This window comes from Halomonas sp. BDJS001 (genome assembly GCF_026104355.1).
In the GTDB taxonomy this organism is placed as follows: domain Bacteria; phylum Pseudomonadota; class Gammaproteobacteria; order Pseudomonadales; family Halomonadaceae; genus Vreelandella.
Map to the genome: position 1 here is coordinate 4,468,638 of NZ_CP110535.1, position 22,329 is coordinate 4,490,966.

Annotated in this window: 16 protein-coding genes; 4 read left to right on the forward strand and 12 right to left on the reverse strand. The window is 55.0% G+C overall.

Features of this window, described 5'->3' with window-relative positions; translation table 11 throughout:
* Window positions 1-20 precede the first annotated feature (20 nt).
* The gene (locus OM794_RS20720) at window positions 21-3,536 is read right to left on the reverse strand and encodes an indolepyruvate ferredoxin oxidoreductase family protein (RefSeq protein WP_226246578.1); all 3,516 of its coding nucleotides are present in this window, start codon (window positions 3,534-3,536) and stop codon (window positions 21-23) included.
* A gap of 177 nt (window positions 3,537-3,713) precedes the next feature.
* On the opposite strand from OM794_RS20720, the gene OM794_RS20725 reads away from it, so the two are divergent.
* On the forward strand, window positions 3,714-4,196 hold the full coding sequence (locus OM794_RS20725) for an Lrp/AsnC family transcriptional regulator (protein ID WP_226246577.1): 483 nt from the start codon (window positions 3,714-3,716) through the stop codon (window positions 4,194-4,196).
* Between the two features lie 14 nt (window positions 4,197-4,210).
* On the opposite strand, the gene OM794_RS20730 is transcribed toward OM794_RS20725, so the two are convergent.
* Complete coding sequence (locus OM794_RS20730; RefSeq protein WP_226246576.1) at window positions 4,211-4,687, reverse strand: Lrp/AsnC family transcriptional regulator; 477 nt, start codon at window positions 4,685-4,687, stop codon at window positions 4,211-4,213.
* Between the two features lie 127 nt (window positions 4,688-4,814).
* On the opposite strand from OM794_RS20730, the gene hppD reads away from it, so the two are divergent.
* Window positions 4,815-5,924, forward strand: coding sequence for a 4-hydroxyphenylpyruvate dioxygenase (gene hppD / locus OM794_RS20735; RefSeq protein WP_226246575.1), 1,110 nt, complete (start codon window positions 4,815-4,817; stop codon window positions 5,922-5,924).
* Between the two features lie 133 nt (window positions 5,925-6,057).
* Here hppD and OM794_RS20740 read toward each other — a convergent pair whose 3' ends face one another.
* The gene (locus tag OM794_RS20740; protein ID WP_226246574.1) at window positions 6,058-7,125 is read right to left on the reverse strand and encodes a TRAP transporter substrate-binding protein; all 1,068 of its coding nucleotides are present in this window, start codon (window positions 7,123-7,125) and stop codon (window positions 6,058-6,060) included.
* 77 nt (window positions 7,126-7,202) lie between these two features.
* Complete coding sequence (locus OM794_RS20745) at window positions 7,203-9,554, reverse strand: cytochrome P450/oxidoreductase (protein WP_265154013.1); 2,352 nt, start codon at window positions 9,552-9,554, stop codon at window positions 7,203-7,205.
* Window positions 9,555-9,756: 202 nt separating this feature from the next.
* On the opposite strand from OM794_RS20745, the gene OM794_RS20750 reads away from it, so the two are divergent.
* Entirely contained in the window at window positions 9,757-10,437 is a 681-nt protein-coding gene (locus tag OM794_RS20750; protein WP_226246572.1) for an IclR family transcriptional regulator, read from the forward strand.
* A 342-nt stretch (window positions 10,438-10,779) separates the two neighbouring features.
* On the opposite strand, the gene tcuB is transcribed toward OM794_RS20750, so the two are convergent.
* Together tcuB and tcuA are read right to left on the reverse strand one after the other, a co-directional pair.
* Window positions 10,780-11,889 (reverse strand): tricarballylate utilization 4Fe-4S protein TcuB, encoded by a 1,110-nt coding sequence (tcuB, locus tag OM794_RS20755; RefSeq protein ID WP_226246571.1) that lies wholly within the window; start codon window positions 11,887-11,889, stop codon window positions 10,780-10,782.
* Window positions 11,876-13,300: an FAD-dependent tricarballylate dehydrogenase TcuA gene (gene tcuA / locus OM794_RS20760; protein WP_226246570.1), complete on the reverse strand. Its 1,425-nt coding sequence runs from the start codon at window positions 13,298-13,300 to the stop codon at window positions 11,876-11,878. Before tcuA ends, tcuB begins: the two co-directional genes overlap by 14 nt.
* A gap of 161 nt (window positions 13,301-13,461) precedes the next feature.
* Here tcuA and OM794_RS20765 point away from each other — a divergent pair, with 161 nt between their 5' ends.
* On the forward strand, window positions 13,462-14,151 hold the full coding sequence (locus tag OM794_RS20765) for a GntR family transcriptional regulator (protein WP_226246569.1): 690 nt from the start codon (window positions 13,462-13,464) through the stop codon (window positions 14,149-14,151).
* A 1-nt stretch (window position 14,152) separates the two neighbouring features.
* On the opposite strand, the gene OM794_RS20770 is transcribed toward OM794_RS20765, so the two are convergent.
* The 6 genes from OM794_RS20770 to dctP form a co-directional block, all read right to left on the reverse strand.
* The gene (locus OM794_RS20770; protein ID WP_226246568.1) at window positions 14,153-15,637 is read right to left on the reverse strand and encodes an aldehyde dehydrogenase; all 1,485 of its coding nucleotides are present in this window, start codon (window positions 15,635-15,637) and stop codon (window positions 14,153-14,155) included.
* A 30-nt stretch (window positions 15,638-15,667) separates the two neighbouring features.
* Window positions 15,668-17,596: a TRAP transporter permease gene (locus tag OM794_RS20775; protein ID WP_226246567.1), complete on the reverse strand. Its 1,929-nt coding sequence runs from the start codon at window positions 17,594-17,596 to the stop codon at window positions 15,668-15,670.
* A gap of 97 nt (window positions 17,597-17,693) precedes the next feature.
* On the reverse strand, window positions 17,694-18,662 hold the full coding sequence (locus OM794_RS20780; protein WP_226246566.1) for a TAXI family TRAP transporter solute-binding subunit: 969 nt from the start codon (window positions 18,660-18,662) through the stop codon (window positions 17,694-17,696).
* A 50-nt stretch (window positions 18,663-18,712) separates the two neighbouring features.
* Entirely contained in the window at window positions 18,713-19,588 is an 876-nt protein-coding gene (locus OM794_RS20785) for an NAD(P)-dependent oxidoreductase (protein WP_226246565.1), read from the reverse strand.
* 689 nt (window positions 19,589-20,277) lie between these two features.
* Window positions 20,278-21,207: an SMP-30/gluconolactonase/LRE family protein gene (locus tag OM794_RS20790; protein WP_226246564.1), complete on the reverse strand. Its 930-nt coding sequence runs from the start codon at window positions 21,205-21,207 to the stop codon at window positions 20,278-20,280.
* Between the two features lie 90 nt (window positions 21,208-21,297).
* Window positions 21,298-22,314 carry a TRAP transporter substrate-binding protein DctP gene (gene dctP / locus OM794_RS20795; protein ID WP_226246563.1) on the reverse strand — a complete coding sequence of 339 codons (1,017 nt, stop codon included), beginning with the start codon at window positions 22,312-22,314 and terminating at the stop codon, window positions 21,298-21,300.
* Between the last annotated feature and the right edge of the window lie 15 nt (window positions 22,315-22,329).

Genomic DNA, 22,329 nt, shown 5'->3' on the forward strand with positions numbered 1-22,329 from the left:
ATTTCACCTGGCGGGCAGCCTCAGGCGGCTTCGACAGCGATGGTCTTCGAGTGACCTTCGCGTAGCTCCTCCAGCAACGTCTCGCGGCGCTCATTGGCTTTCTCGGCAGCTGCTTCGCGGACTGGCCCGAAGCCACGAATCTCTTCCGGCAGTTTAGCCAGCGCCAAGGCAGTCCCATGATTAGTGCCGTCAAGACGAGCCACTAACTCATCAATAAGCTGCTCGTAATCAGCCAATAAGGCGCGGTCGAGCTTGCGATCGGCGCTGAAGCGGAAAGGGTCGAGAGCCGTGTTGCGCAAACCGCGCATCTTTGCCAACGCGCCCATTGCCTTCATCACCCAGGGGCCGAAGCGGCGTTTCACTGGACGTCCCTGAGCATCTTTACGACCGCCTATAAGCGGTGGCGCCAAGTGGAAGGTTAACTGGTAATCACCCGAGAACGTTGCTTTGATCTCATCCAGAAAATCGCTCTGGGTGTAAAGTCGTGCCACTTCATACTCATCTTTATACGCCATCAAACGATAGAGCTGATGGGCGACGGCTTCACTCAATGATTGACCGACGTTTAGCGGTTCCTCTGCTTCACGCACTTTAGTCACCTGGGCCACGTAACGCTCAGCCCAGGCACGGTTCTGGTAGCGCTCCAGGTGGCGACGATTACGCGCAATCACGTCGTCCAGTGTGGCATTCGCGGACAGTGGCATCGTATCCAGATGCTGCTGAAGGTAGTCGGGCTCTACCGCTGCCAAGCGCCCCCAGGCAAATGCCTGGCGGTTCTTTTCCACTGCGACGCCATTGAGTTCCAGAGCACGCTGCAGCGCAGGTTCAGAAAGCGGCACCAGCCCCTGCTGCCAGGCAAATCCCAACATCATCATATTGGAAAATACCGTATCCCCTAGCAGCTGTTCAGCCAGACGATTGGCATCCAGAGAGGCAAAGCGCTCATCTCCTACCGCTTCACGCAACATGTTGAGGCGTTTAATGGGCTGCATATCCGCATCGCGATAAAGCACATAATCCGCCGTGGCTAGCTCCGCCAGATTGGCGACAATACGAGTGGTGGGCTGGAGTACATTCAGCGCTTTCTGGGAGCTCGCCACCACCATGTCACAGGCAATGACGGCATCGGCCTGCCCCGCTTCGATGCGTACCTGATTCAGCTCGTTGGGCTGCGCTGCCAAGCGAACATAGCTAATTACCGCCCCGCCTTTTTGAGCGAATCCCATAAAGTCGAGCACGCTGGAGCCCTTGCCTTCCAGGTGTGCTGCCATGGTGATCAGTTGCCCAACGGTCACCACGCCTGTGCCGCCAACGCCCCCCACCAGTAGGTCATAAGGGGCCGCCAAAGGCACAATGGCAGGGCTAGGCAAATGCGCTATACGCTGCCAAAAGGCGTTATCTGCCGCGACGCCCTGGCCTTTACGCAGTTGGCCACCTTCTACAGTGACAAAGCTGGGGCAAAAACCACTGACGCAGGACATATCCTTGTTGCAGGACGACTGATCGATTTTGCGCTTGCGGCCTAGTTCGGTCTCCCGAGGCACCACCGATAAACAGTTGGACTGTACGGAACAATCACCACAGCCTTCACAAACATGATGATTGATAAACACCCGGCGGGCAGGATCTTCCATCAAACCACGCTTGCGCCGACGGCGTTTTTCAGCCGCGCATGCCTGGTCATAAATCAACACCGTACAGCCGGGAATTTCGCGCAGTTCACGCTGCAGCGTATCCATCTCTTCACGGCCATGGAAGGTAACCCCCTTAGGGAATTCCTTTTCATGCCCCCGGTACTTATCCGGTTCGTCACTGACCACCATGACCCGGCGAACACCTTCATCCAGCGATTGCCGAGCAATCATCGGCACGCTGATTTGTCCATCCACGGGTTGGCCACCCGTCATGGCAACCGCGTCGTTGAACAGAATTTTGTAGGTAATATTGACGTTTGCCGCCACTGCCTGGCGCACGGCCATTGAGCCCGAGTGAAACCAGGTGCCTTCGCCTAAGTTCTGGAAAATATGGCCATTGCCGGTAAAGCGGCTCTTGCCCACCCAGTTAACGCCTTCGCCACCCATCTGAATTAACGATTCGGTGTTGCGATCCATCCACGAGGCCATAAAGTGGCAACCAATACCCGCCAGGGCTTTGCTGCCCTCAGGCACCTTGGTGGAGCTGTTGTGCGGGCAACCAGAGCAGAAATAGGGCATGCGGCGTACACCGCCGAGCTCTTTAACGCCCGCCTGGCAAGCATCAACGGTTGCCAGCTTGTCGCTGAAATCAATCTCAAAAAAGCGCGCTAGGCGCTCTGCCACGAAGCCTGCCAAGAGACGCGGGCTCAGCTCGCCAACATAAGGTATCAGCGGTTTGCCGGTTTCATCCTGCTTGCCGGTAACGATGACTTCGCCTGGATGGTCGGGTTCCGACATGTACTCCTTCAGCTGGCTTTCGATAATGCCGCGCTTTTCTTCAATGACCAGCACCTCGCGCTTGCCATGAATAAACTCAAGGATGCCGGGGCGATGGAGAGGCCACACCATCCCGACCTTATATATCTCAATCCCTAGATCACGCAGTTTGGCTTCATCCAGCCCCAACAAACGCAACGCTTCAAGTAAATCCAGATGGCCCTTGCCTGTGGTGACTAGCCCAAAAGTCGCCTGTTCCTGGCGAAATAGATACTGATCAATCGGATTGGCCGTGGCAAACGCCTGTACGGCGGCCAACTTGTGCTCAATGCGGGTCTCGAGTTGTGGCCCCGGCAAATCGGGCCAGCGGTAGTGTAGACCGCCTTCAGGCATATCGAAGTCGGGTGTTACATAATCTGGCAAGGGAGGCACATCCACCGACGCGCCACTCTCCACGGTTTCAGACACGGCTTTAAAACCCACCCAGCAACCAGAGAAGCGTGAAAGTGCATAGCCCCATAGTCCAAAGCGTTCATACTCCGCCAATGACGCCGGGCTTATCACCGGCATAAACCACGCCATAAAAGCGACATCAGACTGGTGTGGCATAGAGGACGACACACAGCCATGATCATCACCCGCGACCACCAGCACACCGCCAGTGGGAGAGCTGCCATAGGCATTACCGTGTTTTAAAGCGTCGCCTGCGCGGTCAACGCCCGGCCCTTTGCCGTACCACATGCCAAACACGCCCTCTACTTGCTTATCGGGGTCTGTCTCGACTTGCTGGCAACCCAGCATCATGGTGGCGGCAAGGTCTTCGTTGATGGCAGGGACAAAATCGATGTGATGCTCTTCCATAGCGGCTTTCGCCCGCCAAATCTCTTGGTCTACACCGCCCAAGGGCGAGCCACGATAGCCGCTAATGAGCCCTCCCGTGTGACGGCCATCACGGCGATCAAGCTCGGCCTGGCGCAAGGCGATACGTACCAATGCCTGAGTGCCGGTGAGAAAGATACGTCCTTCTCCGCGGCTATAGCGGTCAGCAAGCTGATAATCATCGAGGGCAATATCGAGAGGCCGGGTAGTAGAACCCGCCTGCTCAGTGATCGAGGGGGTTGTCATGAGCGTTCACCAGTACGGTCGAAGAGTTATGGTTGTAATACGCTTGAGTCTAGCCAACAGCGCACTAAAGGTGCTTGCTAATTAACTCTTCAAAAGTCTGGTTATTGATCATTACTTTCATTTTTTTAGTTTTGACGCAATGATATTCAACAAATCACAAATAAAAGAAATGGCACCATGAAAGAAACGACCAAAGAAACCACCTTAGACAGGCATGACCAGCGCATTCTTACCCTGCTTCAGCAACAGGGGCGCATTACCAACAATGAACTTGCCGAACAGATCGGACTATCCCCCGCTGCCTGCTGGCGACGCGTCAAGGCATTGGAAGAGAGTGGCGTGATCCGCCGCTTTGCGGCGTTGGTGGAACCCAGCCTGGTGGGCCAGCCACTATCGGCATTGGTCATGGTGACGCTGGTTCGCCACCATATCGACAATACCGTCGAGTTTGAAAACCGCATCCTGCAATACCCAGAAGTGCTGCAGTGCTATGCCACTACTGGCAACGCGGATTTCGTGCTGCGAGTGGTGATTGAAGACATGGCAGCTTATGACCGCTTTCTTAATGAGAAACTCTTCACCCTGGATGGCATTTCCCAGGTCAACTCCAATTTCGTGCTACGTAATATCAAAGAAGAGACCGCTATCCCGATTCGCTAACAGAACGCTGTTACTTAGCCACCTTTCACCGGCAGCCCCGGCTCCTCTTTCATACTACGCAGTATTATTTCAGAGCGAACCTGGGTGACATTAGGATGAGGTAATAAATGATGGTGAATAAAGTCCGAAAATTCAGTTAGGTCTTTGGCGATAACGTGTAATACATAGTCTGCATCTCCCGACACAGAATAGGCCTCACGAACCATGGCGTGCTTCGTCAGTAATGACACAAAATCACCATCCATGCTTTCACCATGAGCTTTGAGATTAACCCGGGTGATGGCGCGCAGCCCAAACCCGAGGCTAGTGGCATCAAGCCTAGCCGAGTATCCCTTTATCACACCTTCGGCTTCTAACCGTGCTTTGCGTCGGGAGCACTGCGAAGGAGATAGGCTGACACGCTCTCCCAATTCTGAATTGGTGAGGGCCGAGTTCTTTTGCAATACTGACAAAATTGCAAGATCATAACGATCTAAAGAAATTCCGTGCATAAAACACCCCTATTGCGCACAACCCATGCACCATTGGCTGCATCTTAGGTTAGTTTGCAACCTAATTGTACTGACTCTTCCCTATACTGAATTTGTCACCCAACAAGACAATAAAGGAGAGACAGCGATGGGCCCCTTCCCTCATGACGCACCCAAAGCAACCATAAATGATGCAAACCCAGCGGGCACAGATGGCTTCGAGTTCGTTGAATTTGCGCACCCCGAGCCGGAAAAACTCGATGGCTTATTTCGGCAAATGGGTTTCGTTCCCATTGCAAAACATCGTGACAAATCAATCACCGTTTATCGTCAGGGCGACATCAACTACCTCCTTAACAGTGAGCCTAACTCGCATGCGTCAGTGTTTATTGATGCACACGGCCCCTGTGCACCGGCGATGGCTTGGCGAGTAGTTGATGCTCAGCATGCGCTAAAACGCGCCATCGACTTGGGGGCTGAAGAGTACACCGGCAACAAATCCATCGATGCGCCTGCGGTTGTTGGCATTGGCGGTTCGCTGCTTTACTTTATCGACACTTACGGCGAAAAAGGCAGCTGTTACTCAAACGAGTTTGAATGGTTAGATAAGGAAGATCCAACTCCTAAAGGATTTGGTTTTTACTATTTGGATCACCTCACTCATAACGTGATTCGCGGCAACATGGATACATGGTATAAGTTTTATCATGACACCTTTAACTTCCGTGAAATACGCTACTTTGACATCTCCGGTAAAGTAACAGGTCTTACCAGCCGCGCATTAACCTCCCCCGATGGAAAAATCCGTATTCCTATTAATGAAAGTGCCGACGATCACAGCCAGATTGAAGAGTACTTGCGTGAGTATAACGGCGAAGGTATTCAGCATATCGCTATTGCGACCGACGATATCTATACCGGTACTGACTTAATTGCTGATGCTGGACTCGAATTTATGCCTGGCCCGCCGAGCATCTATTATGAAAAATCTCTAGAGCGCGTTAAAGACCACCAGGAACCTCTCGATAAACTGCGTCATCGGGGCATTTTAATTGATGGTGAAGGTGTCGTAGGCGGCGGCGAAACCCGGATTTTGCTACAGATTTTCTCAAAAACGGTTATTGGCCCCATCTTTTTCGAGTTTATCCAGCGTAAAGGCGATGATGGTTTTGGAGAGGGCAATTTTAAAGCACTTTTCGAGTCCATCGAAGAGGATCAGATTAATCGCGGCGTGCTGCAAGACACTACTAAAGAGTAAAAACATAACCTAGGCTTTGTCTGAAAACTGGCTGCGCTCGACCATACGGCGTTAAAAATCGACTCGTACGCGAGTCCGATCCGCCTTTTCGCCGATTTTTCAAACAAAGCCTAGCCCATTAAAAACACCTAGTTTAGGCGTCAGGATCAATCACATCGTCAGCGCTCAGGCCTTCATCGTCGCCTGCGACAACCTGCAATTGTTCGAGAAAGAATGTGCGGGCGGCCTCTCCATCAACATCTTTCGCAGCTGCCACTTCAAACCAGTCGTTGGGGAGGCTGGCCGCCAGTTGCATGAAGTTCTCAACCTCTTCAGGAGGCAATTCGATGAAGGTGTTGCCCTCCTCCTTAGCAAACTCAACGCCACGCACATCGACAGTATCCATCATGAAACCAAACAGGCGGGAAAGCTTTTCGCCTGAGACATCCATGATGGCGTTACGGTCTTGCTCGGAAAGCGACTGCCAAGTATCAGGATTGATGACCAGGGAAAAGCTGCCACGATAGAAGCCACCCGGCATTTGTACAGTGTAGGGCAATACCTCGGCCAGTCGAAAACTCTTGAGTCCTTCAAGGGTGAGCATGGCACCGTCGATCACCCCTTGCGTGGCGGCCTCGTATGTCCCACCTGGCGGTAGTGCGACCCCAGTGAGGCTTAGCGCATTGGAAATATCCGCCATCACGCCGCCACCGATGCGCGCCCTTCTGCCCTGCAAATCGTCAAGGCTTTCGATTGGTTCAGCAAGAAAGAGCGCCCCAGGGCCATGCACACCCAACCCTAGTACCTCTACACCACGATGCTCACCGGCATCGCTTAGGAATTCTTGATGAGTACGCCAGTAAGCCACGGAGGCATTTTCCGATGAAAAGTCTTCAAAAGTGGGGAATTCCGGTAGCTTGGTCAGCTCAAAACGTCCTGGCATTAAGCCGTGAAAGAGCCAGGTGACATCGGCGACGCCATCTGCCACCAACTCCATTTGCGCGTTAGGCGGCCCAAGGTCGTGGGTCACATTGACACTGACACGGCCGTCGGTCGCCTCTTCAACCCATTTCCCCCAAGTGGGCCAGACGATGGTATTAACGCCGTGGTTAGGGCCCGCCCAGGTACTCACCTGAAGCACGGTATCGGCCGCTGTCGCGCTTTGAAAAGAGCCCAAGAGCATGAGAGCTGAAAAGGTGGTCAACGTCGCCATTTTTTTCATTGTGATTATCCTTTTTAATGGTTCATGTACCCGATGGTGCCAGTGTAAAACAGAGATTCTTTTAAGGGTGTTAACGTTTAGAGCGCCAAAGTCAGACGCTTGCCCGCTGCCCGCGAGCAGCAGGCCATCATGCGGTCATTAGCGTCGCGCTCAGTACGGCTGAGCACTAGGTCTCGGTGATCGATATGCCCATCGGTCACCGCCACTTCGCAGGTTCCACACAGGCCTTCGCAGCAGTCACTAGGCACATCCACCCCCGCCGCAGTTAGCGCCTCAAGCAGGGTCTGGTGGTTACCGACCTGCAGCGTCAGGTCGGAGTCCGCAAGCACTACTTCGAAAGCGTGCTCGTTCTCAGGATCGAGGATGTTGGAGCGAGCGGTGAAGTGCTCAACGTGCAAGGTACCCTCGGGCCACTTCTCCGCCAGTGACCCAAGCGCCTCCAGCAGTCGCTCAGGGCCGCAGGCGTAGACCTGTTCACCCTCGGCTAGGCTGCTAAGTGCACTCGGTAGATCAAGGCGACACCCTTCATCACCGGCATGGAGGGTTAGCGCGGCGCTATGGTCACGTTCAACTCTCTCCAAAAAGGCCATGGTTCGCCGCCCAGCGCCGCAGTAGTGGAGTACATAGGGCTTGCCGAGAGCCTTGAGTCGATCCGCCATGGCAATAATCGGCGTGATGCCAATACCACCGGCAATCAGGGTATAGCGCGTTGCCGCCTCGTCCAGGTGGAAATGGTTCTTGGGGCCAGCGATATGCAATACATCTCCCGGCTTGACCGTGTCGTGAAAGTACACCGAGCCGCCGCGCCCCTCGAGCTCTCGTAGGATAGCGATGGAGAGACGGTTACGGTCATCGCGCGTCCCGCACAGTGAGTAGTAGCGGCGCCACTTATCTGAGACCAACTCGATATGCGAACCCGGAGTCCAGTCAGGTAACTCACGCCCATGGGGATCTACCAGACCAACACGAATCACCGCCTCAGCTTCACGTTTCACCTCGTCGACCACGACCCGACGCAAGATATCCTCTTTGATAGGTGCGCCAATATGGAAAAGCGTAGGGTTCTCCAGTACAGCGCGGTTGCGTCGTTCAGGATTCTGCGCCGGCTCCCACTCCACCCATAGAGACGTGGGCCCGCGGAAAGAGGTGTTGGGCAGGTACTCGAACGATTGATCCTCGACCAGCTCTATATGGGGTAACCGACGGACAAATTCATCAAGAATGATGCGCATCTCCATGCGGGCGATATTTTTCCCCATGCACTGGTGCGCACCGTAGCCGAAAGTGAAGTGCTCCGCTGCGTTATGGCGGTAGATATCGAACTCGTCAGGATTTTCAAAGTGTCTCGGATCGCGGTTGGCCGACGCCTGCACGATTAACAGCTTCCCCCCCTTTGGAATCTTCTTGTCCCCGACCAGGGTGTCTTCGGTCGCGATACGTCGCCAGGCCACGACCGAACCGGCGGCGCGCAGGCACTCCTCGATAGCACTGGGAATCAAAGCAGGGTTCTCGCAAATGTCATTCCATGACTCCCGGTTTGATAACAGAGTACGAAAGGCATTAGTGGTGGCGAACGCGGTGGTCTCATGGGCAGCCACCAGAATGGCCATCATCATCGAGCGCAAATAGCTCTCCGGCACAATGTCAGGATGCCTGTTGTGCATGCGGATCGAATCGTACATCCATCCCTCGCCGCTGGGATCGGCACACATGCGGTCGAGGATAGTTTGTGCGGTTTTCCAGAACTGGCCCACATCCTCGGCAATCTGCAGTTGCTGCTCTGGGGAGGGTCGGCCCCAGGTATTCAACGTGTGGGCAACCGAGAACTTGCGAAGCTCCTTGGCATCCTCATTGGGCACACCCAGGAAGCGCAGTGCGACGGTCATGGGAATTTCCCGAAACATCTCGCCCACCAGATCCGCACGCCCCTTGTCGATGAAGCGATCCATATAGTCACGCACCAACTCACGTACCCACGCTTCGTGCTTTACAAGGTTCTCGGGCAGGAAGGCCTCCATCAGTAGGCGACGGCGTTCCATGTGATCCGGCTCATCCTCATTGACCATGGTACGACGCATTGCGAAACCGTAGCCCTCGAGAATTTTCATCGCCTCGGGCGGTGCGGGGGTTAGTTTCTCCAACGCGATAGAGGGCGAGAAGGTGACGTTGTCACGGAAAACCGCCTTCACATCTTCATAGCGGCTCACGACCCAGTAGTCGAGTTTAGGGCTATAGAAAACCGGCTCCTGTTCGCGGAACCAGCGCAGTGCCTCAGCGGGGTCAAGCTGATAAGGCGCATCGAAGGGATCGAATTCGGCGGCTTCAGGGGAGACAGGGCAGCCGGTAGGCGATAGTGACACGGACGCCTGTGGTGGTTGAAAAGGGCACTCGCCCGATGCGCTACCGGAACGGTGAGACACTGATGCCATGAAGGGCTCCGTAAAATTAAGTGGCTCGTGCTTGTTTTACTTTTATCGAACACTTAGTTTCTTTTAATGCACAATGAAGGTAGGCAGTTTCTGTCGGCGAGTCAACTCCTCGGCGTAGCTGCGTTAGTCTGTATCGCTTGGCTAACTATTGAGTCCAGTTATCGAGCCCACTTAACGAATCACAGTACCGAGGTGCCTCTCTATGGCTAACAACACGTTGCAAACGCTTGATCGCGGACTCAAGGCACTGGAAATTGTCTCCGAGCATAGCGATGGCATTTCTATTGCCGACCTGGCTGAACGCCTCGATATTCATCGAGCCATTGCCTACCGCATCGTCACCACCCTGGCCAGCCATGGGCTGATTACGCGCACCCCCGAAGGCCCCATTCGCCTGGGTGCTGGTACGGCACTGCTTGCGTCCCGCTTTGAACCTCATCTACGCGCTATTGCCCAGCCACTCTTGCAGGCACTCGCCAGAGCCACGCGCGCTACCGCTTTTATCTCTGTCGCTCAGGGGGAGGAGTGCGTTGTGTTAATGGTGGCAGAATCAGGAGAAATGCCTCTGCAAATCGGCTACCGGGTGGGTAGTCGCCATCCGTTGACGTTGGGCGCTGCCGGTATTGCCATCCTTGCCGAACGGCCCCCTCACCCGGAGGAAGGTGAGGCGATTAAGCAGGCACGGCTCGACGGCTACAGCCTGACTCATGGACAGCTACAACGCGGGGCAGTAGGCGTGGCCAGCGCTATCTCGTCCACGTCGTTTCGCCCCACCATTGAGGCCTGTGTGGGCGTGGTGGCCATGGAGGATCTAGATAAAGAGACCGCTATCACGGAAGTAAAAACGACTGCGCAGCGAATTGCTGAGCTGATCGCTCGATAACCTGGATTAATAAGGCCTTTGAGGTGCCTCTCAGTACTCCAGCGGATTCTAAATGGCCATTACCAGGCAAACGAATACCTGCGTGAAATAAGCGTAGCCAGCGAGCTTAACGTCAGTACTCCTACCGATCGGCTTCGCCGCACTAGGGCTACAATGCCTCATTGACGATTTCCGTGCCGCTCAGCGTCTTCGTCGTAACAACCATGAGAGAGCAACCCCTCATGGCTAATTTAGTCATAAGTTGATTCGCGGCCGCTTGATAAGCGGTAAGGTGACACCTGGTAGAGGCCTACAGACGATATTATGTCGGTTGGCGTGCGGGTGCTGCCTCTGGAGAGAAGATTATTGGTCAAGGCGATTGCGCTCCAGGGCGTTACGATAGACCGCCAATAAGCGATAGAAACCATGCACGAACTTGCCATAGGGCATGGTGATGAAAAGTGCCATAACCACGCCTAAATGCACCACCAGCATCACCCCCATGGCGGAGGTCTCGCGTAGCAGCATTAACGACAGGCCGGTTAAGCCGGTCAGCCACAGCAGCACGATGAACGCCACATCCATTCCCATCTGACGCACATCAGCCGTCTCCTTGTCACGCACCAGCTTGAGGTACAGCAGCCCCGCCGGGCCTATCAACAGGCCAATACCGCCCAAGGTGCCGAACAGTTTGGGAAGGCTGATAAAATTGTAGGGCGCCTGCCAGCCAAACAGGTAGTGGTAGAGGGTGCCGGTCACGGTCGCGGCGAAGCACAGCATGAACCCGTAAAAGGTAAAGTGGTGAAAGCGCCGCCGCCAGTGTGAATGATAGGCATCTGGGTAAGTGCAGCCTGCCCCCTCCTGACCGTGAAGATGCTTGAGTGAGAACGTCTCTTTGAGTGCCTGCTGCCAGCTTTCGGCATCGCCAAGCCCAGAGACCCCCTCGCCGCTTTCGCGCCAAAAGCGCACCATCCCCATGATCAAGACAAGTAGCGCAAACAACGACACCGAACCAAAGGTGACCACCAGGGTGTTATGTGGCAATAGCGCGTAGAAGTCGCCACTATGCTGGGTGGTGACCAGTGCCGCCAGATCCCCATTTAGCGCAATGGCAATCAGCAGGATGAGCGTCAACCCTACCGCCAGTGCCAGGGCGGCAAGCAAGCCGCTGCGGTCAAACAGACGGGCCAGCGGCTGTGGCCAGGCATACTGGCGATAGGACTCTACACGCAGCTTGGCCATTGACTGCGGTACGTTGACGGCAAACTCATGGGGCGGCGCGTACTGGCAAGCGTAGTAACACTCACCGCAGTTGTGGCATAGGTTGGCCAGATACTTGAGATCCTCGGGAGTAAACGTACGGCGCCGCTCCATGGCCGGAAATACCGGACAGAACCCTTCACAATACCGGCAGGCATTGCAGATCGTCATGTTGTTACGGGTTTCTTCGATGATTGCATCAATCTTTTGCATAATTGCCTGCCTCTGTGCCTGCAATGCGACCAAATACGGTGCCGATGGTCATCCCGAAGCCAGCAACATAACCCTGGCCTAAAATATTACCGGCCATGATCTCACCAGCTAGGAAAACGTTGTCCGCCAACTCGCCGTTAGCCATGTACATACGCGCTTTGTCATCGACTTTGGCGCCTAAGTACGTGAAGGTAATGCCAGTACGCAGTGGATAACCGTAGAAAGGAGGCTCGTCGATACGCTGCGCCCAGTGGGTCTTTTCGGGTGTCACCCCTTGCGTATGGCAATCGTCGAGCACGCTGTGATCGAAGTTGCCAGGCTGCACGCCCGCATTGAACTCCGCGACCGTTTTGAGTACGGCATCCACCGGCAGGTCGAGCTTGAGCGCCAACGCCTCGAGCGTATCGGCCTGCTCGGGTGGAAACACTGACGGCATAAAGCGCCCCTGCGCCTTGGCGTCGGTAATCGAATAGCCCACCTGCCCCGGCTGCTTGGCGATCAGCCGGCCCCAGATGGCGTAGCGCTTGGGCCAGAAGTCTTCGCCTTCGTCATAGAAGCGCAGACCATCGCGGTTAACCACAATCCCCAGGGATACACAGTCGACACGGGTGACGATACCGCCATCGTACTTCGGCGCGCGTGCATCGATAGCGACCGCGTGCCCCTGCATCGGATCCCCGACCACCATGGCGTGGTTATCGATCAGGCTGCGCAACATCTTGCCTTGGTTGAAACGGGTACCACGGATCAGGAAGTTACGCGAGACCTCGCCCCACGCTTCCTCCAGCCAGGCTTGGTTGGACTCGAAGCCACCTGAGGCAATCACCACTGACTTAGCACTCACCTTGCGGGGTGAGCCGTTGTAAGTGACCAACGCATGGTCGAAGCGGTTGCCATCGAAGACGAGTTGTTCGGCTTCGGCCTCGTAGAGGATGGTCACCCCAAGTCGCTCAGCGGCTTGGTAGTAGGTATTGACCAGCGCTTTGCCGCCGCCCAGGAAGAAGGCGTTGGTTCGCCCCAGGTGCAGCGTGCCACCCAACGATGGTTGAAAGCGCACACCGTAGCTTTTCATCCAGTCGGTACAGGTTTCCGAGGCTCGAATCACGTGCTTCGCCAACGCTTCGTTGGTGATGCCGCCGGTCACACGCCAAACGTCATCGAAGAACTCATCCTCAAGGTAGGCGTCACTCAGCACATCGGTGGGCTCACAATGCATGCAACGCAAGTTACGGGTGTGAATACTGTTTCCACCGCGCCATTGACGTGGAGCACTCTCCAGTAACAGCACGCTGGCACCCTGCTCACGTGCCGATAAAGCGGCACACAGCGCTGCGTTACCGCCGCCAATCACCAGCACGTCATGGCCAGTCAGATCGGCCTCACTGAGCCGCTCTCCAGTCGATGACAACATTGGAACTCCCTCATGATGACTAACAAGAAGAGATGGTGACGCTGAAAACGCTCACCAAATTCTAATAAATACAAATGTATCCAACAGTGTTCAAAATGACAAGTATTGTTCATTGTCATATCATGGCCATTCGTCTAACCCGCAACGTGAGGCTGGTCGCCATGACTGAATCCAAACCACGCAAGCACGCCACCCAGGCAGCCAATCAGCGCGGCGAACCGCGCAGCGAGCAGGCCTACAGCTACATCATCGACGCTATTAAGGAAGGCACCCTGCCGCCTGGGACAAGGATTCGTGAAGTCGACTTATCGGAGCGCATAGGCTTAAGTCGTACGCCTGTACGCGAAGCGCTTAATCGTTTACAGCTTGAAGGGTTGGTCGCTAATGACCCGATCCGCGGCACCATCATCACCGAACTCGACCACAGCATGATTAGCGAGCTATATGCTATGCGCGAGATGCTCGAGGGAACGGCGGCGGGCTTTGCCGCACAACACGCCTCAGAGGTTGAAATCGCTTTTCTGCGCGAAATTAGCGATCGCGATGCACGGTTAAAGGAGACTCATGATCTCGTTAAGAACAATAAACTGTTCCATAGCACCCTCTACCGCTGCGCTCACAACCGCTATCTGCTTAAAATGCTGAACTCACTACACGAATCCATGATGTTGCTCGGGCCTAGCACGTTAGCTAAACCAAGCCGTGCCAAAGCCGCGCGTAGTGAGCACGAAGCCATCATTAACGCCCTTGAAGCACGTGATCCAGAAGCCGCAGAAAAAGTGGCACGGAGCCATATCCGTGAGGCTTACAAGATCCGCCTAGAGGCCTTTTTTGAGCATGATGGCGACTGAATCACGTACGAATCGCAAAAGGATCGCGGGCTTCGTTGGATAGGTCGATCATCAGGTTTTTAATCTCGAGGTACTCATCCAACGCGTGCATTCCGCGCTCGCGGCCACTCCCACTGGCCTTGACCCCGCCGAAGGGTGCCTGCGCCGCATTTGTGCGATAGGTGTTGACCCATACCCCACCCACCCGAAGCTGCCTGGCAACGCGATGCGCTCTCGCCAAATTTTGCGTCCATAGTCCGGCGACCAACCCATAGGCGGTGCCGTTAGCGATAGCAATGGCCTGCTCTTCGGTATCAAAGGGAATAATCGCCAAGACTGGCCCAAACACCTCTTCTTGAGCCAGTTCGGAGTCCGGCGCCACATCCGAGAATACCGTCGGTTCGACGAAATAGCCGCGATCGTATAGGTCGCCCTGAGGCACCCGGCCGCCCGCCGCCAACGTGGCTCCCTGGGCGCGGGCACGCTCGATGAAGTCCAGCACACGCTGATGCTGCCCCGGCGTCGCTACCGGCCCCATCTCCGTACTCTCATCGCGAGGGTCGCCAATACGAATCGCCTGGGCACGTTCACACACCTTTGCCACTACCTGGTCGTAGATATCGCGCTGTACCAGCAGTCGTGAGCCAGCAATACAGGTCTGGCCGGAAGCGGCAAAGATGCCTGCCACGGCGCCCGTCACCGCCTGCTCAAGATCCGCATCGGCAAAGACGATGTTGGCCGACTTACCTCCCAGCTCGAGGGTCACCGGTGTTAAATGCTCGGCGGCGACCCGAGAAATCGCCTTGCCTGTCGCCGTGCCGCCCGTGAAACTGATCAAGTCGATACCGGGGTGCCCGGTGAGTGCCGCACCGACGCGACCATCCCCGGTGACCACATTGATCACCCCCGGCGGAAAGCCCGCTCTTTCACACAGCTCGGCGAACGCCAGAGTGCTCACGCTCGCCATCTCCGAGGGCTTGATGACCACCGTGCAACCCGCAGCCAAGGCCGGTGCAAGCTTGTTGGCAAGGATCGCTATCGGCGAGTTCCAAGAGGTAATCAAGGCGGCCACGCCACGCGGCTCGCGAGTCGTGAAATCGACCAGTTCAGGGCGATCCAGTGGGATGCTTTCGCCTTGCAGCTTGTCCGCCCAGCCCGCAAAGTAGCGGTAGTTACGCGCCGCAAAACACATCTGCACCCGTGTTTCGCGGATGACCTTGCCGTTGTCGGTGGTCTCCAACTGGGCCATGCGCTCGGCATCAGTTTCGAGCAGGTTCGCCAACTCGTGCATTAACGCAGCGCGTTGCAGGCCATTGGTAGACCGCCATTCGGTTTCAAAGGCCTGCCGTGCCGCTTGCACCGCGTCGTCAACATCAGCAGCGGTTGCCTGAGGGATGAATGCCCATGCCTGCTGGTTAATCGGATTGATCGACTCCAGCACTTGTCCCTCTGCGGCGTCACGCCATTGATCACCAATACGAAGTTGATAACGCTTGATCTCACCCATTACATCACTCCTTCAATTGAGTCATATCTCTTAGCTGAACGCTGCCGCCTTTCTGGCGAATGGCTTCACGAACGCTAGAACAAACAGCAGTAGCATCGCGCCGGCCAACAGCGCGTAAAGGGAAGGGATAATGGCCAGCGTCGCTGAAACGATGCACAGCAGCGCGCCTGCTCTCCTCTTCTTGTCTTTTTCAAAAATATCCGAGAGCACGATCGACGCCGATACGACGAGCACCACGCCAGACAGCACTGCCTCCAATATCTGGGCACCATCGCCGTTAAAGAGAACGCCAGGGTAGGTAATAAACAGAAACGGAATCACGTAGGTGACAGCCGCCAGACGTACGGCCTGCAGCGCAGTTCTTTCCCAGCGGGTATCGGCAATCGAGGAAGCAACGAACACGGCAACACACAACGGGGGGGTAATCACCGAAATGGTCGCAAAATAGAAGACGAACATATGCGCGGCAATCGGCTCTACGCCGGCGGACACCAGGGCGGGAGCCATGACCGCCGCAACCAGTACGTAAGCGGCGGTTGTCGGAATGCCCATGCCCAAAAGTAAGCAGGCCAGTGCGACGATAAAGGCGACACCAAACAGGTAGCCACCACCCAGCCCCACGGCCAAGGACGATATGGTCACGCCCACGCCGGTCATGTTGATCATGGCGACGACGATCTGCGCGCTGACCAGCATCGTGATAATGATCAATATTCCGTAACCCGCATCTACGCACGAGTCAACGAAGGTGTCGAGGATCGGCTTGATACCTTCCCCGCGGACAAGGACGGCCAACGCATAGGTGATCAGCATGCCCACGATGGATAAGGAGGCGGAAAAAGCGACCGAGCGACCGCTTAACACCATCACCACCAACACCCCAAGCCCAACTAGCAGCGGTGCGGATTTGGAAAGCTTAATGGCTTCCCTCAGTTTGGGCACATTGCTCTCTTCCTGCAGCCCACCGATCCCCTTTCTCAAGGCGATTAAGTGAATGGTCATAAAGACGCTGGAATAAAACATCAACGCGGGAATCAGGGCCGCCAACGCTACCGACAAATAGCTGATGCCCAACGTCTCAGCCATGATGAAGGCCGCTGCACCAAGAATCGGCGGTGTCAGTTGCCCTCCCGTGGAAGCCACCGCCTCTACAGCCCCCGCCAGCGGTGCTGGGTAGCCCATTTTCTTCATCAACGGAATGGTCATGGCGCCCGTCGTGGCGACATTGGCGACCGCGCTGCCATTGACGGAGCCAAAGGCAGCCGAGGCTACCGTGGCCATCTTGGCGGCCCCGCCCACCCGGTTGGCCGCAAAGATCATGGCAAGATCCATAAACACCTGACTGCCGCCAGTACGGATAAGTACAGCGCCAAACAGCACAAAAGAGGCAATGACCGTTGCGCCAATCCCCGTCAGCATGCCCCATAACCCCAAATCCGACAGGAAAAGGGTTTCGACCACTAACTCAACGCCATATCCACGATGTCCAAAATCACCCGACAATCGATCGCCAAAGAAGACGTAAGCCAGTGACAGCAACACCATCAATGGAAACGCGATCCCGACGGAGCGTCGGCATATTTCCAGTACCGTGATCACCAGCAGTACACATAAGGTGATGTCCACCACCCCAGCAATGGGCAACTGCGTCAGGATTCGGTTTTGATTCCAGGCCACGTACAGGCACGCGGCAATGGCAAACACGCACAGCAAGGCATCCATGGCGCGCCCGAGGAGAATAAAACGTCCTTTTATACTGGGTGGATACACCATAAAGGCCAATAAGATCACACTCGCCAGCATCATTGAACGCTGTACAAGAGAATCAAATGCACCTGCGATCCCCGTATAAAGGATCATCACGCCAAGTAAGAAGGCAACCAGTCTTTTTATTATTTCAGGCAGCCGGGATGATGCGCTTTCTATTGGCTGTGATTCCGATTCAACCACTTCTAACATAAGACTCACCATGAAGATAACTTCACGTCAGAAAGAAATAGAGCCAACACTCAAGTCAGCTCCATTTCATAAAAACAACCACGTTTGATGTCACTACTTAGGGTTTAAGATGCTCAGGCACTTCATACCCCTGCTCTTCAAAATAGCGAATAGCGCCGGGATGAAGAGGCGTCGTTGCCAGCTCAATGGTCATCTCTGGGATATCGGCATCCTTTAAAACCGAGAACGCGGCCGCCTGGGCTTCCTGATGTTCGACGATCGCTTTAACGATGTTGTAAGCGACCTCTTCATCCAGATCCGTTCTGGTACTCACCGTGTTGCCATACGCCCAGGTGGTATAGGCAGGATAGCCTTCACCCGCCTCATTCTCGCCAATCTCCATGATCCCCAGGCTAGGCAGCTCCTGGCGAATGGTCTCTGCCTGCTCATCGCTCAAACCGAGAATATTCACTGGGGTCATCGTGGCGATATCGATACTGGAGGCATCCAGCATTCGGCCATTGCCGCTCTTCACATAACCGGTGACACGGTTGTCCTTGATCTGGTTAACCATGTCGGTCGTTGAACCACGGACATAGTCAGGCGCGACGCCGATCACCTCAAACACCGCTTCGGCGGTCGCTTCCGTGCCCGAGCCAACAATCCCTGGATTGAATCTGACACCCTCCAGATCACTGATGGTGCTCAGGCCTGCATCCGCTCTGACGACGACATTCTGAGCCGAAGGGCCATATACCCATAGCACGTTGGTGGGGACTTCATTGCCCTCGAAGGCGCCCTCACCGTGATAGGCATCATAGGCAACATTGGTGGTGACTAACCCCATATCCGCTTGGTTGCGCTTGATCCTTCTCAAGTTATCGATGGTTGCTCCCGTCTCCATGACGGAAGAGCGCACCCCCTCGACATTCTCGTTAATGATCTGCGAAACAGCGACGAAATAACCGTAGTGTGATGACGACGATGATGTAGAACCAATCGTCAACCGAGTATCGGCATGGGCAACGCCCGCTGCACATAAGGAAATTGCCACCGCCAGCGCGGATGCTTTCTTCGTATAAGCCACAGCCACCTCTCGTCATTGTTATATGTTTAACTTTCCATTAACGAATCAGCTCAGTCATTACGCATACTATTAACGATGACTGGAAAGTACTGCTCTCCGTATCCTTCCTTTATAGCTTTCTGAAATAGGGACTTGGTATTTTCCGCCATTCCCAACGTCAAGCCATAACTCTCGGCCAGTTCCAGCGCATAGCTGAGATCTTTTAATGCATAAGAAGTCGGGAACTTTTTTTCTGGGAAATCATTCTCGAGCATGAAGTTCATGCAGTGGTTGCGCAGGGCAAAGCTGTCAGCAGACCCCAGCGACATCGCTTCGAAAATCTTTTTAGGATCGGCGCCACTTTTCTCACAAATCACCAATGCCTCGGAAAGGCTGGCCACCGTGTCGAAAAGCACCATATTATTCAGGATCTTGGCCAGTTGACCGGCCCCGACATCGCCACAATGGATGATGTCTGATGCAATGTTCTGCAGCAGCGGTTTAATATTTCCGTAAACGGTTTCGGCGCAACCCACCATGACGCACAAGTTGCCATCAATCGCCGCTTGCCGAGTGCGCGCGACCGGCGCATCGGCAAAGCCGACCTTGTAGGCCTGCAGCTCAGACGCCAACCACCGGGCATCCTCTACCGAGGTTGTGCTCAGGTCGACGACTGTCGCACCTGGCTTGAGTTCACCGGCAATGCCGTCCTCGCCCAGCATCAAGCCTTTTACATGCTGGCCACTTGGCAAAGACAAAAAGAGCACATCACTCTCGCGCGCCACATGCAGAGCGTCCTCGCCCTTCTGCACACCCTCAGCCGCCAGTCTCTCCAACGGCTCAGAAGAAAGGTCATAGGCTAACACCTGCTTACCCGACCCTTTGGCCAAGTTTTTACACATGGGCTCACCCATGGCCCCCAGGCCAATAAAACCAATCGTACTCATCGAATCAGCACCTCTAATAAGAATACTTTTGAATACCGTTGGATACTGCAATACACACACTAGCCCATAGCGCTGCAACTATCACGACATACTTTGGTCGCAATGCAGGACAAAAACCGATAGCTAACCGCTACTCACATTCTGAAGGAAACGATCCGAGCGCCATAACCACGCCTGAACAAAAGCGCTCCGTCAGGCACCACGCAGCGACCGGATATACGCGCTTGTGACAATGATCATTAGCCGTTAACCGCTCAGGGTGTGCGGCACTTTTGTAAGCATTCACAAACCTGAAACCTCAAGGGTTGTCGATCTCAATGTGAGGGAAACGTGGCGCAGTAAGCCACTGGTGTGGTGATTAGCGTGATAGAGGAGTGAGTGGTGAAGAGTGAGTAGCGAAGAGTGCCATCCAGAAAATGGGTAGAACGGGGTGACGCTGCCGCTCTTCGACACCAACGGGCCATAGACCGACAGACCCTAAGAAGCGCGGATCTGTCAGTCTGCATGCAGGAAGGAAACTACAAGCGCTCAGAGGCTTACTCAACAGAGTGGGCGGGCGCAGGGAACGTCTATGCCGTGGTGCTCAAGCCATCCATGATTGGCTGGCTAACGAGCAGTCGCTGTTACTATTTACATACGGCCACATCCATTTATTCAAGCGCTTTCAATGCACTTGCTCGCTGGTCAAGCTATTGATGAGCCAAACGCAAACCAGGGCGTGGCCAAGGCACCGCTAACAGTTGACCATAACCGGACAGCGTAATGTAAGCCGTCTGCAAGTCTGGGCCACCAAAGCAGATATTGGTGCAATACCCTTCAGGGGCTTCATGAAACTCCAGCAAATCCCCCTGCGGAGAAAAAACACTGATACCCCCATCCACCAGGGTAGCGACACAAATGTTGCCACTCTCTTCCAACGCTATAGAGTCAAAGCGCTGATAGCCCGGCAGGCCGTGAACCAACTTGCCGCCATTGGGAGATGGCCAAGGCTCCTGCCCCAGCTCACCGGGCGCATTGATCGGATAACGCCAAAGCCGACTGGTTTCGGTTTCAGAGACGTACAACATACGCCCATCTGGCGACAGACCAACCCCATTGGGCGTCAGCAGATGCTTTGCCGCGCGGCGAATCTCGCTGCCATCACATCGGGCATAGTAGAGGAAACCCAGCATGATGCGGTCATCAAATTTCTTGCCGAAGTCGGTAAACCAGAAACCACCCTGATCATCAAAAACGATATCGTTGGGGCCATGCAGCGGAACGTCCTGGCAGTGAGTATAAAGCGTCTCAACCGCGCCGGTGGCAAGGTTGACCCTTTGAATCGAACCCCCGTCATAATCGGATGCAGCGCCGGTAGGTCGGCTGTAGCCCTCATCAGTACGCCAACTGAATCCGCCATTGTTGCAGATATAACAGTGCCCATCCGGCCCAAGAGCCGCCCCATTTGGGCCACCCCCCACCTCAGCCACGGTCTGCAGCTCGCCGTCAGGTAGAACGCGCGTCAAGCGGCCTCCTTGAATCTCCACGACCAATATACTGCCATCTTCCATGGCAATCGGCCCTTCAGGAAACGCCAGTCCACTGGCTAGCACCTTGCCCTGCAATGTTGTTCTGCTCATATTATCTCTCCTGTGAACTGCCTGCTTTTCCCGCAGCCCTGCGCAGCCGCCTAAAACGGCCGGGCTATTTGCTGAGCCCGGCGTCACCACTTACTGCATGCCTTCGATCACCTCTTGCGTTGGCAGGCCGCGCGCTTGCAGGGGTGCTGCCCAGCGGTCATAGACGCCTTCAAGGTTGGCGTGTGCTTGTTCAAGATCGCTATCCGATAGGGGCATTTGGGTAATACCGTACTCCTCCTCAAGCGTACGGATGATGTCCGGTTCAGAGTTATCCACATAATCACAGTAGGTTTGCATAGCGTACCTGCCTGCCTCTACCAGAATATCCTGCTGCTCCGGTGACAGGCGGTTCCACACTCGATCACTAATCGAGTAGGTGAGACCGAAGCTGGCAACGGAGAAGTTCGGAATCAATTGATCCAGTGCTGGGGCAAGGCCATAGTCCAGGATGCCTCGAAGTGGGTAATAGACGCCATCCAGCGTACCGCGAGAGAGCGATGTAAGTACGTCTGAAGCTTGCATGGTGACAGGGCTTGACCCCAGAGCATCAGCGGTGAGTGTCATAGGCCCACCGGCAGTACGCATGCGCAGACCCTTTAAGTCATCGAGCGACGAAATATTGCTATTGTTGGTCAGTATGCGATAGCGCCCCATATTGCCCACCCACAGAGGGCGGATGTGATGCCGCTTGAACTCCGCTTCATAAATAGCCCCGCCTGGCTGGGCCATCTCATAGAAGCTATCCGCCGCGCTACAGGAGTTTCTGACGATTTCCGGTAGTTCAACAACGCCAGACAGAGGAAACTTCTCCGGTATATAAGCCGGAGATACGTTGGCAATATCCGCCACACCTGTCTGCAACAAGGTCAGAGATTCAGAACCACGCCCAAGCTGTTCTGCCGGATAAAAGTCGAACTGTATCTGCCCGTCGGAGAGCTCCGCCACCTTTTCCATGAATGGGTTGGCCCCATGCTCTATGGCAAAAGAAGTAGTGGGAAGCCATTCGGCAAACTTCAGCGTCACGGGTTCAACCTCTGCCGCGGAGACTGAACCGCATGTCAAAACCCCCGTCAATAGCAGTGGAAGGTGCTTTTTATAGTTATTCATGATGGTACTCCCTTT

What these genes read in the sequence shown, in the direction of transcription:
- OM794_RS20770 (WP_226246568.1), bottom strand. Translation starts at nt 15,637, where the DNA reads ATGGGTGAGATCAAGCGTTATCAACTTCGTATTGGTGATCAATGGCGT.
- OM794_RS20765 (WP_226246569.1), top strand. Translation starts at nt 13,462, where the DNA reads ATGACTGAATCCAAACCACGCAAGCACGCCACCCAGGCAGCCAATCAG.
- OM794_RS20745 (WP_265154013.1), bottom strand. Translation starts at nt 9,554, where the DNA reads ATGGCATCAGTGTCTCACCGTTCCGGTAGCGCATCGGGCGAGTGCCCT.
- OM794_RS20785 (WP_226246565.1), bottom strand. Translation starts at nt 19,588, where the DNA reads ATGAGTACGATTGGTTTTATTGGCCTGGGGGCCATGGGTGAGCCCATG.
- OM794_RS20720 (WP_226246578.1), bottom strand. Translation starts at nt 3,536, where the DNA reads ATGACAACCCCCTCGATCACTGAGCAGGCGGGTTCTACTACCCGGCCT.
- OM794_RS20750 (WP_226246572.1), top strand. Translation starts at nt 9,757, where the DNA reads ATGGCTAACAACACGTTGCAAACGCTTGATCGCGGACTCAAGGCACTG.
- dctP (WP_226246563.1), bottom strand. Translation starts at nt 22,314, where the DNA reads ATGAATAACTATAAAAAGCACCTTCCACTGCTATTGACGGGGGTTTTG.
- OM794_RS20730 (WP_226246576.1), bottom strand. Translation starts at nt 4,687, where the DNA reads ATGCACGGAATTTCTTTAGATCGTTATGATCTTGCAATTTTGTCAGTA.
- hppD (WP_226246575.1), top strand. Translation starts at nt 4,815, where the DNA reads ATGGGCCCCTTCCCTCATGACGCACCCAAAGCAACCATAAATGATGCA.
- OM794_RS20740 (WP_226246574.1), bottom strand. Translation starts at nt 7,125, where the DNA reads ATGAAAAAAATGGCGACGTTGACCACCTTTTCAGCTCTCATGCTCTTG.
- tcuB (WP_226246571.1), bottom strand. Translation starts at nt 11,889, where the DNA reads ATGCAAAAGATTGATGCAATCATCGAAGAAACCCGTAACAACATGACG.
- OM794_RS20790 (WP_226246564.1), bottom strand. Translation starts at nt 21,207, where the DNA reads ATGAGCAGAACAACATTGCAGGGCAAGGTGCTAGCCAGTGGACTGGCG.
- OM794_RS20725 (WP_226246577.1), top strand. Translation starts at nt 3,714, where the DNA reads ATGAAAGAAACGACCAAAGAAACCACCTTAGACAGGCATGACCAGCGC.
- OM794_RS20775 (WP_226246567.1), bottom strand. Translation starts at nt 17,596, where the DNA reads ATGTTAGAAGTGGTTGAATCGGAATCACAGCCAATAGAAAGCGCATCA.
- tcuA (WP_226246570.1), bottom strand. Translation starts at nt 13,300, where the DNA reads ATGTTGTCATCGACTGGAGAGCGGCTCAGTGAGGCCGATCTGACTGGC.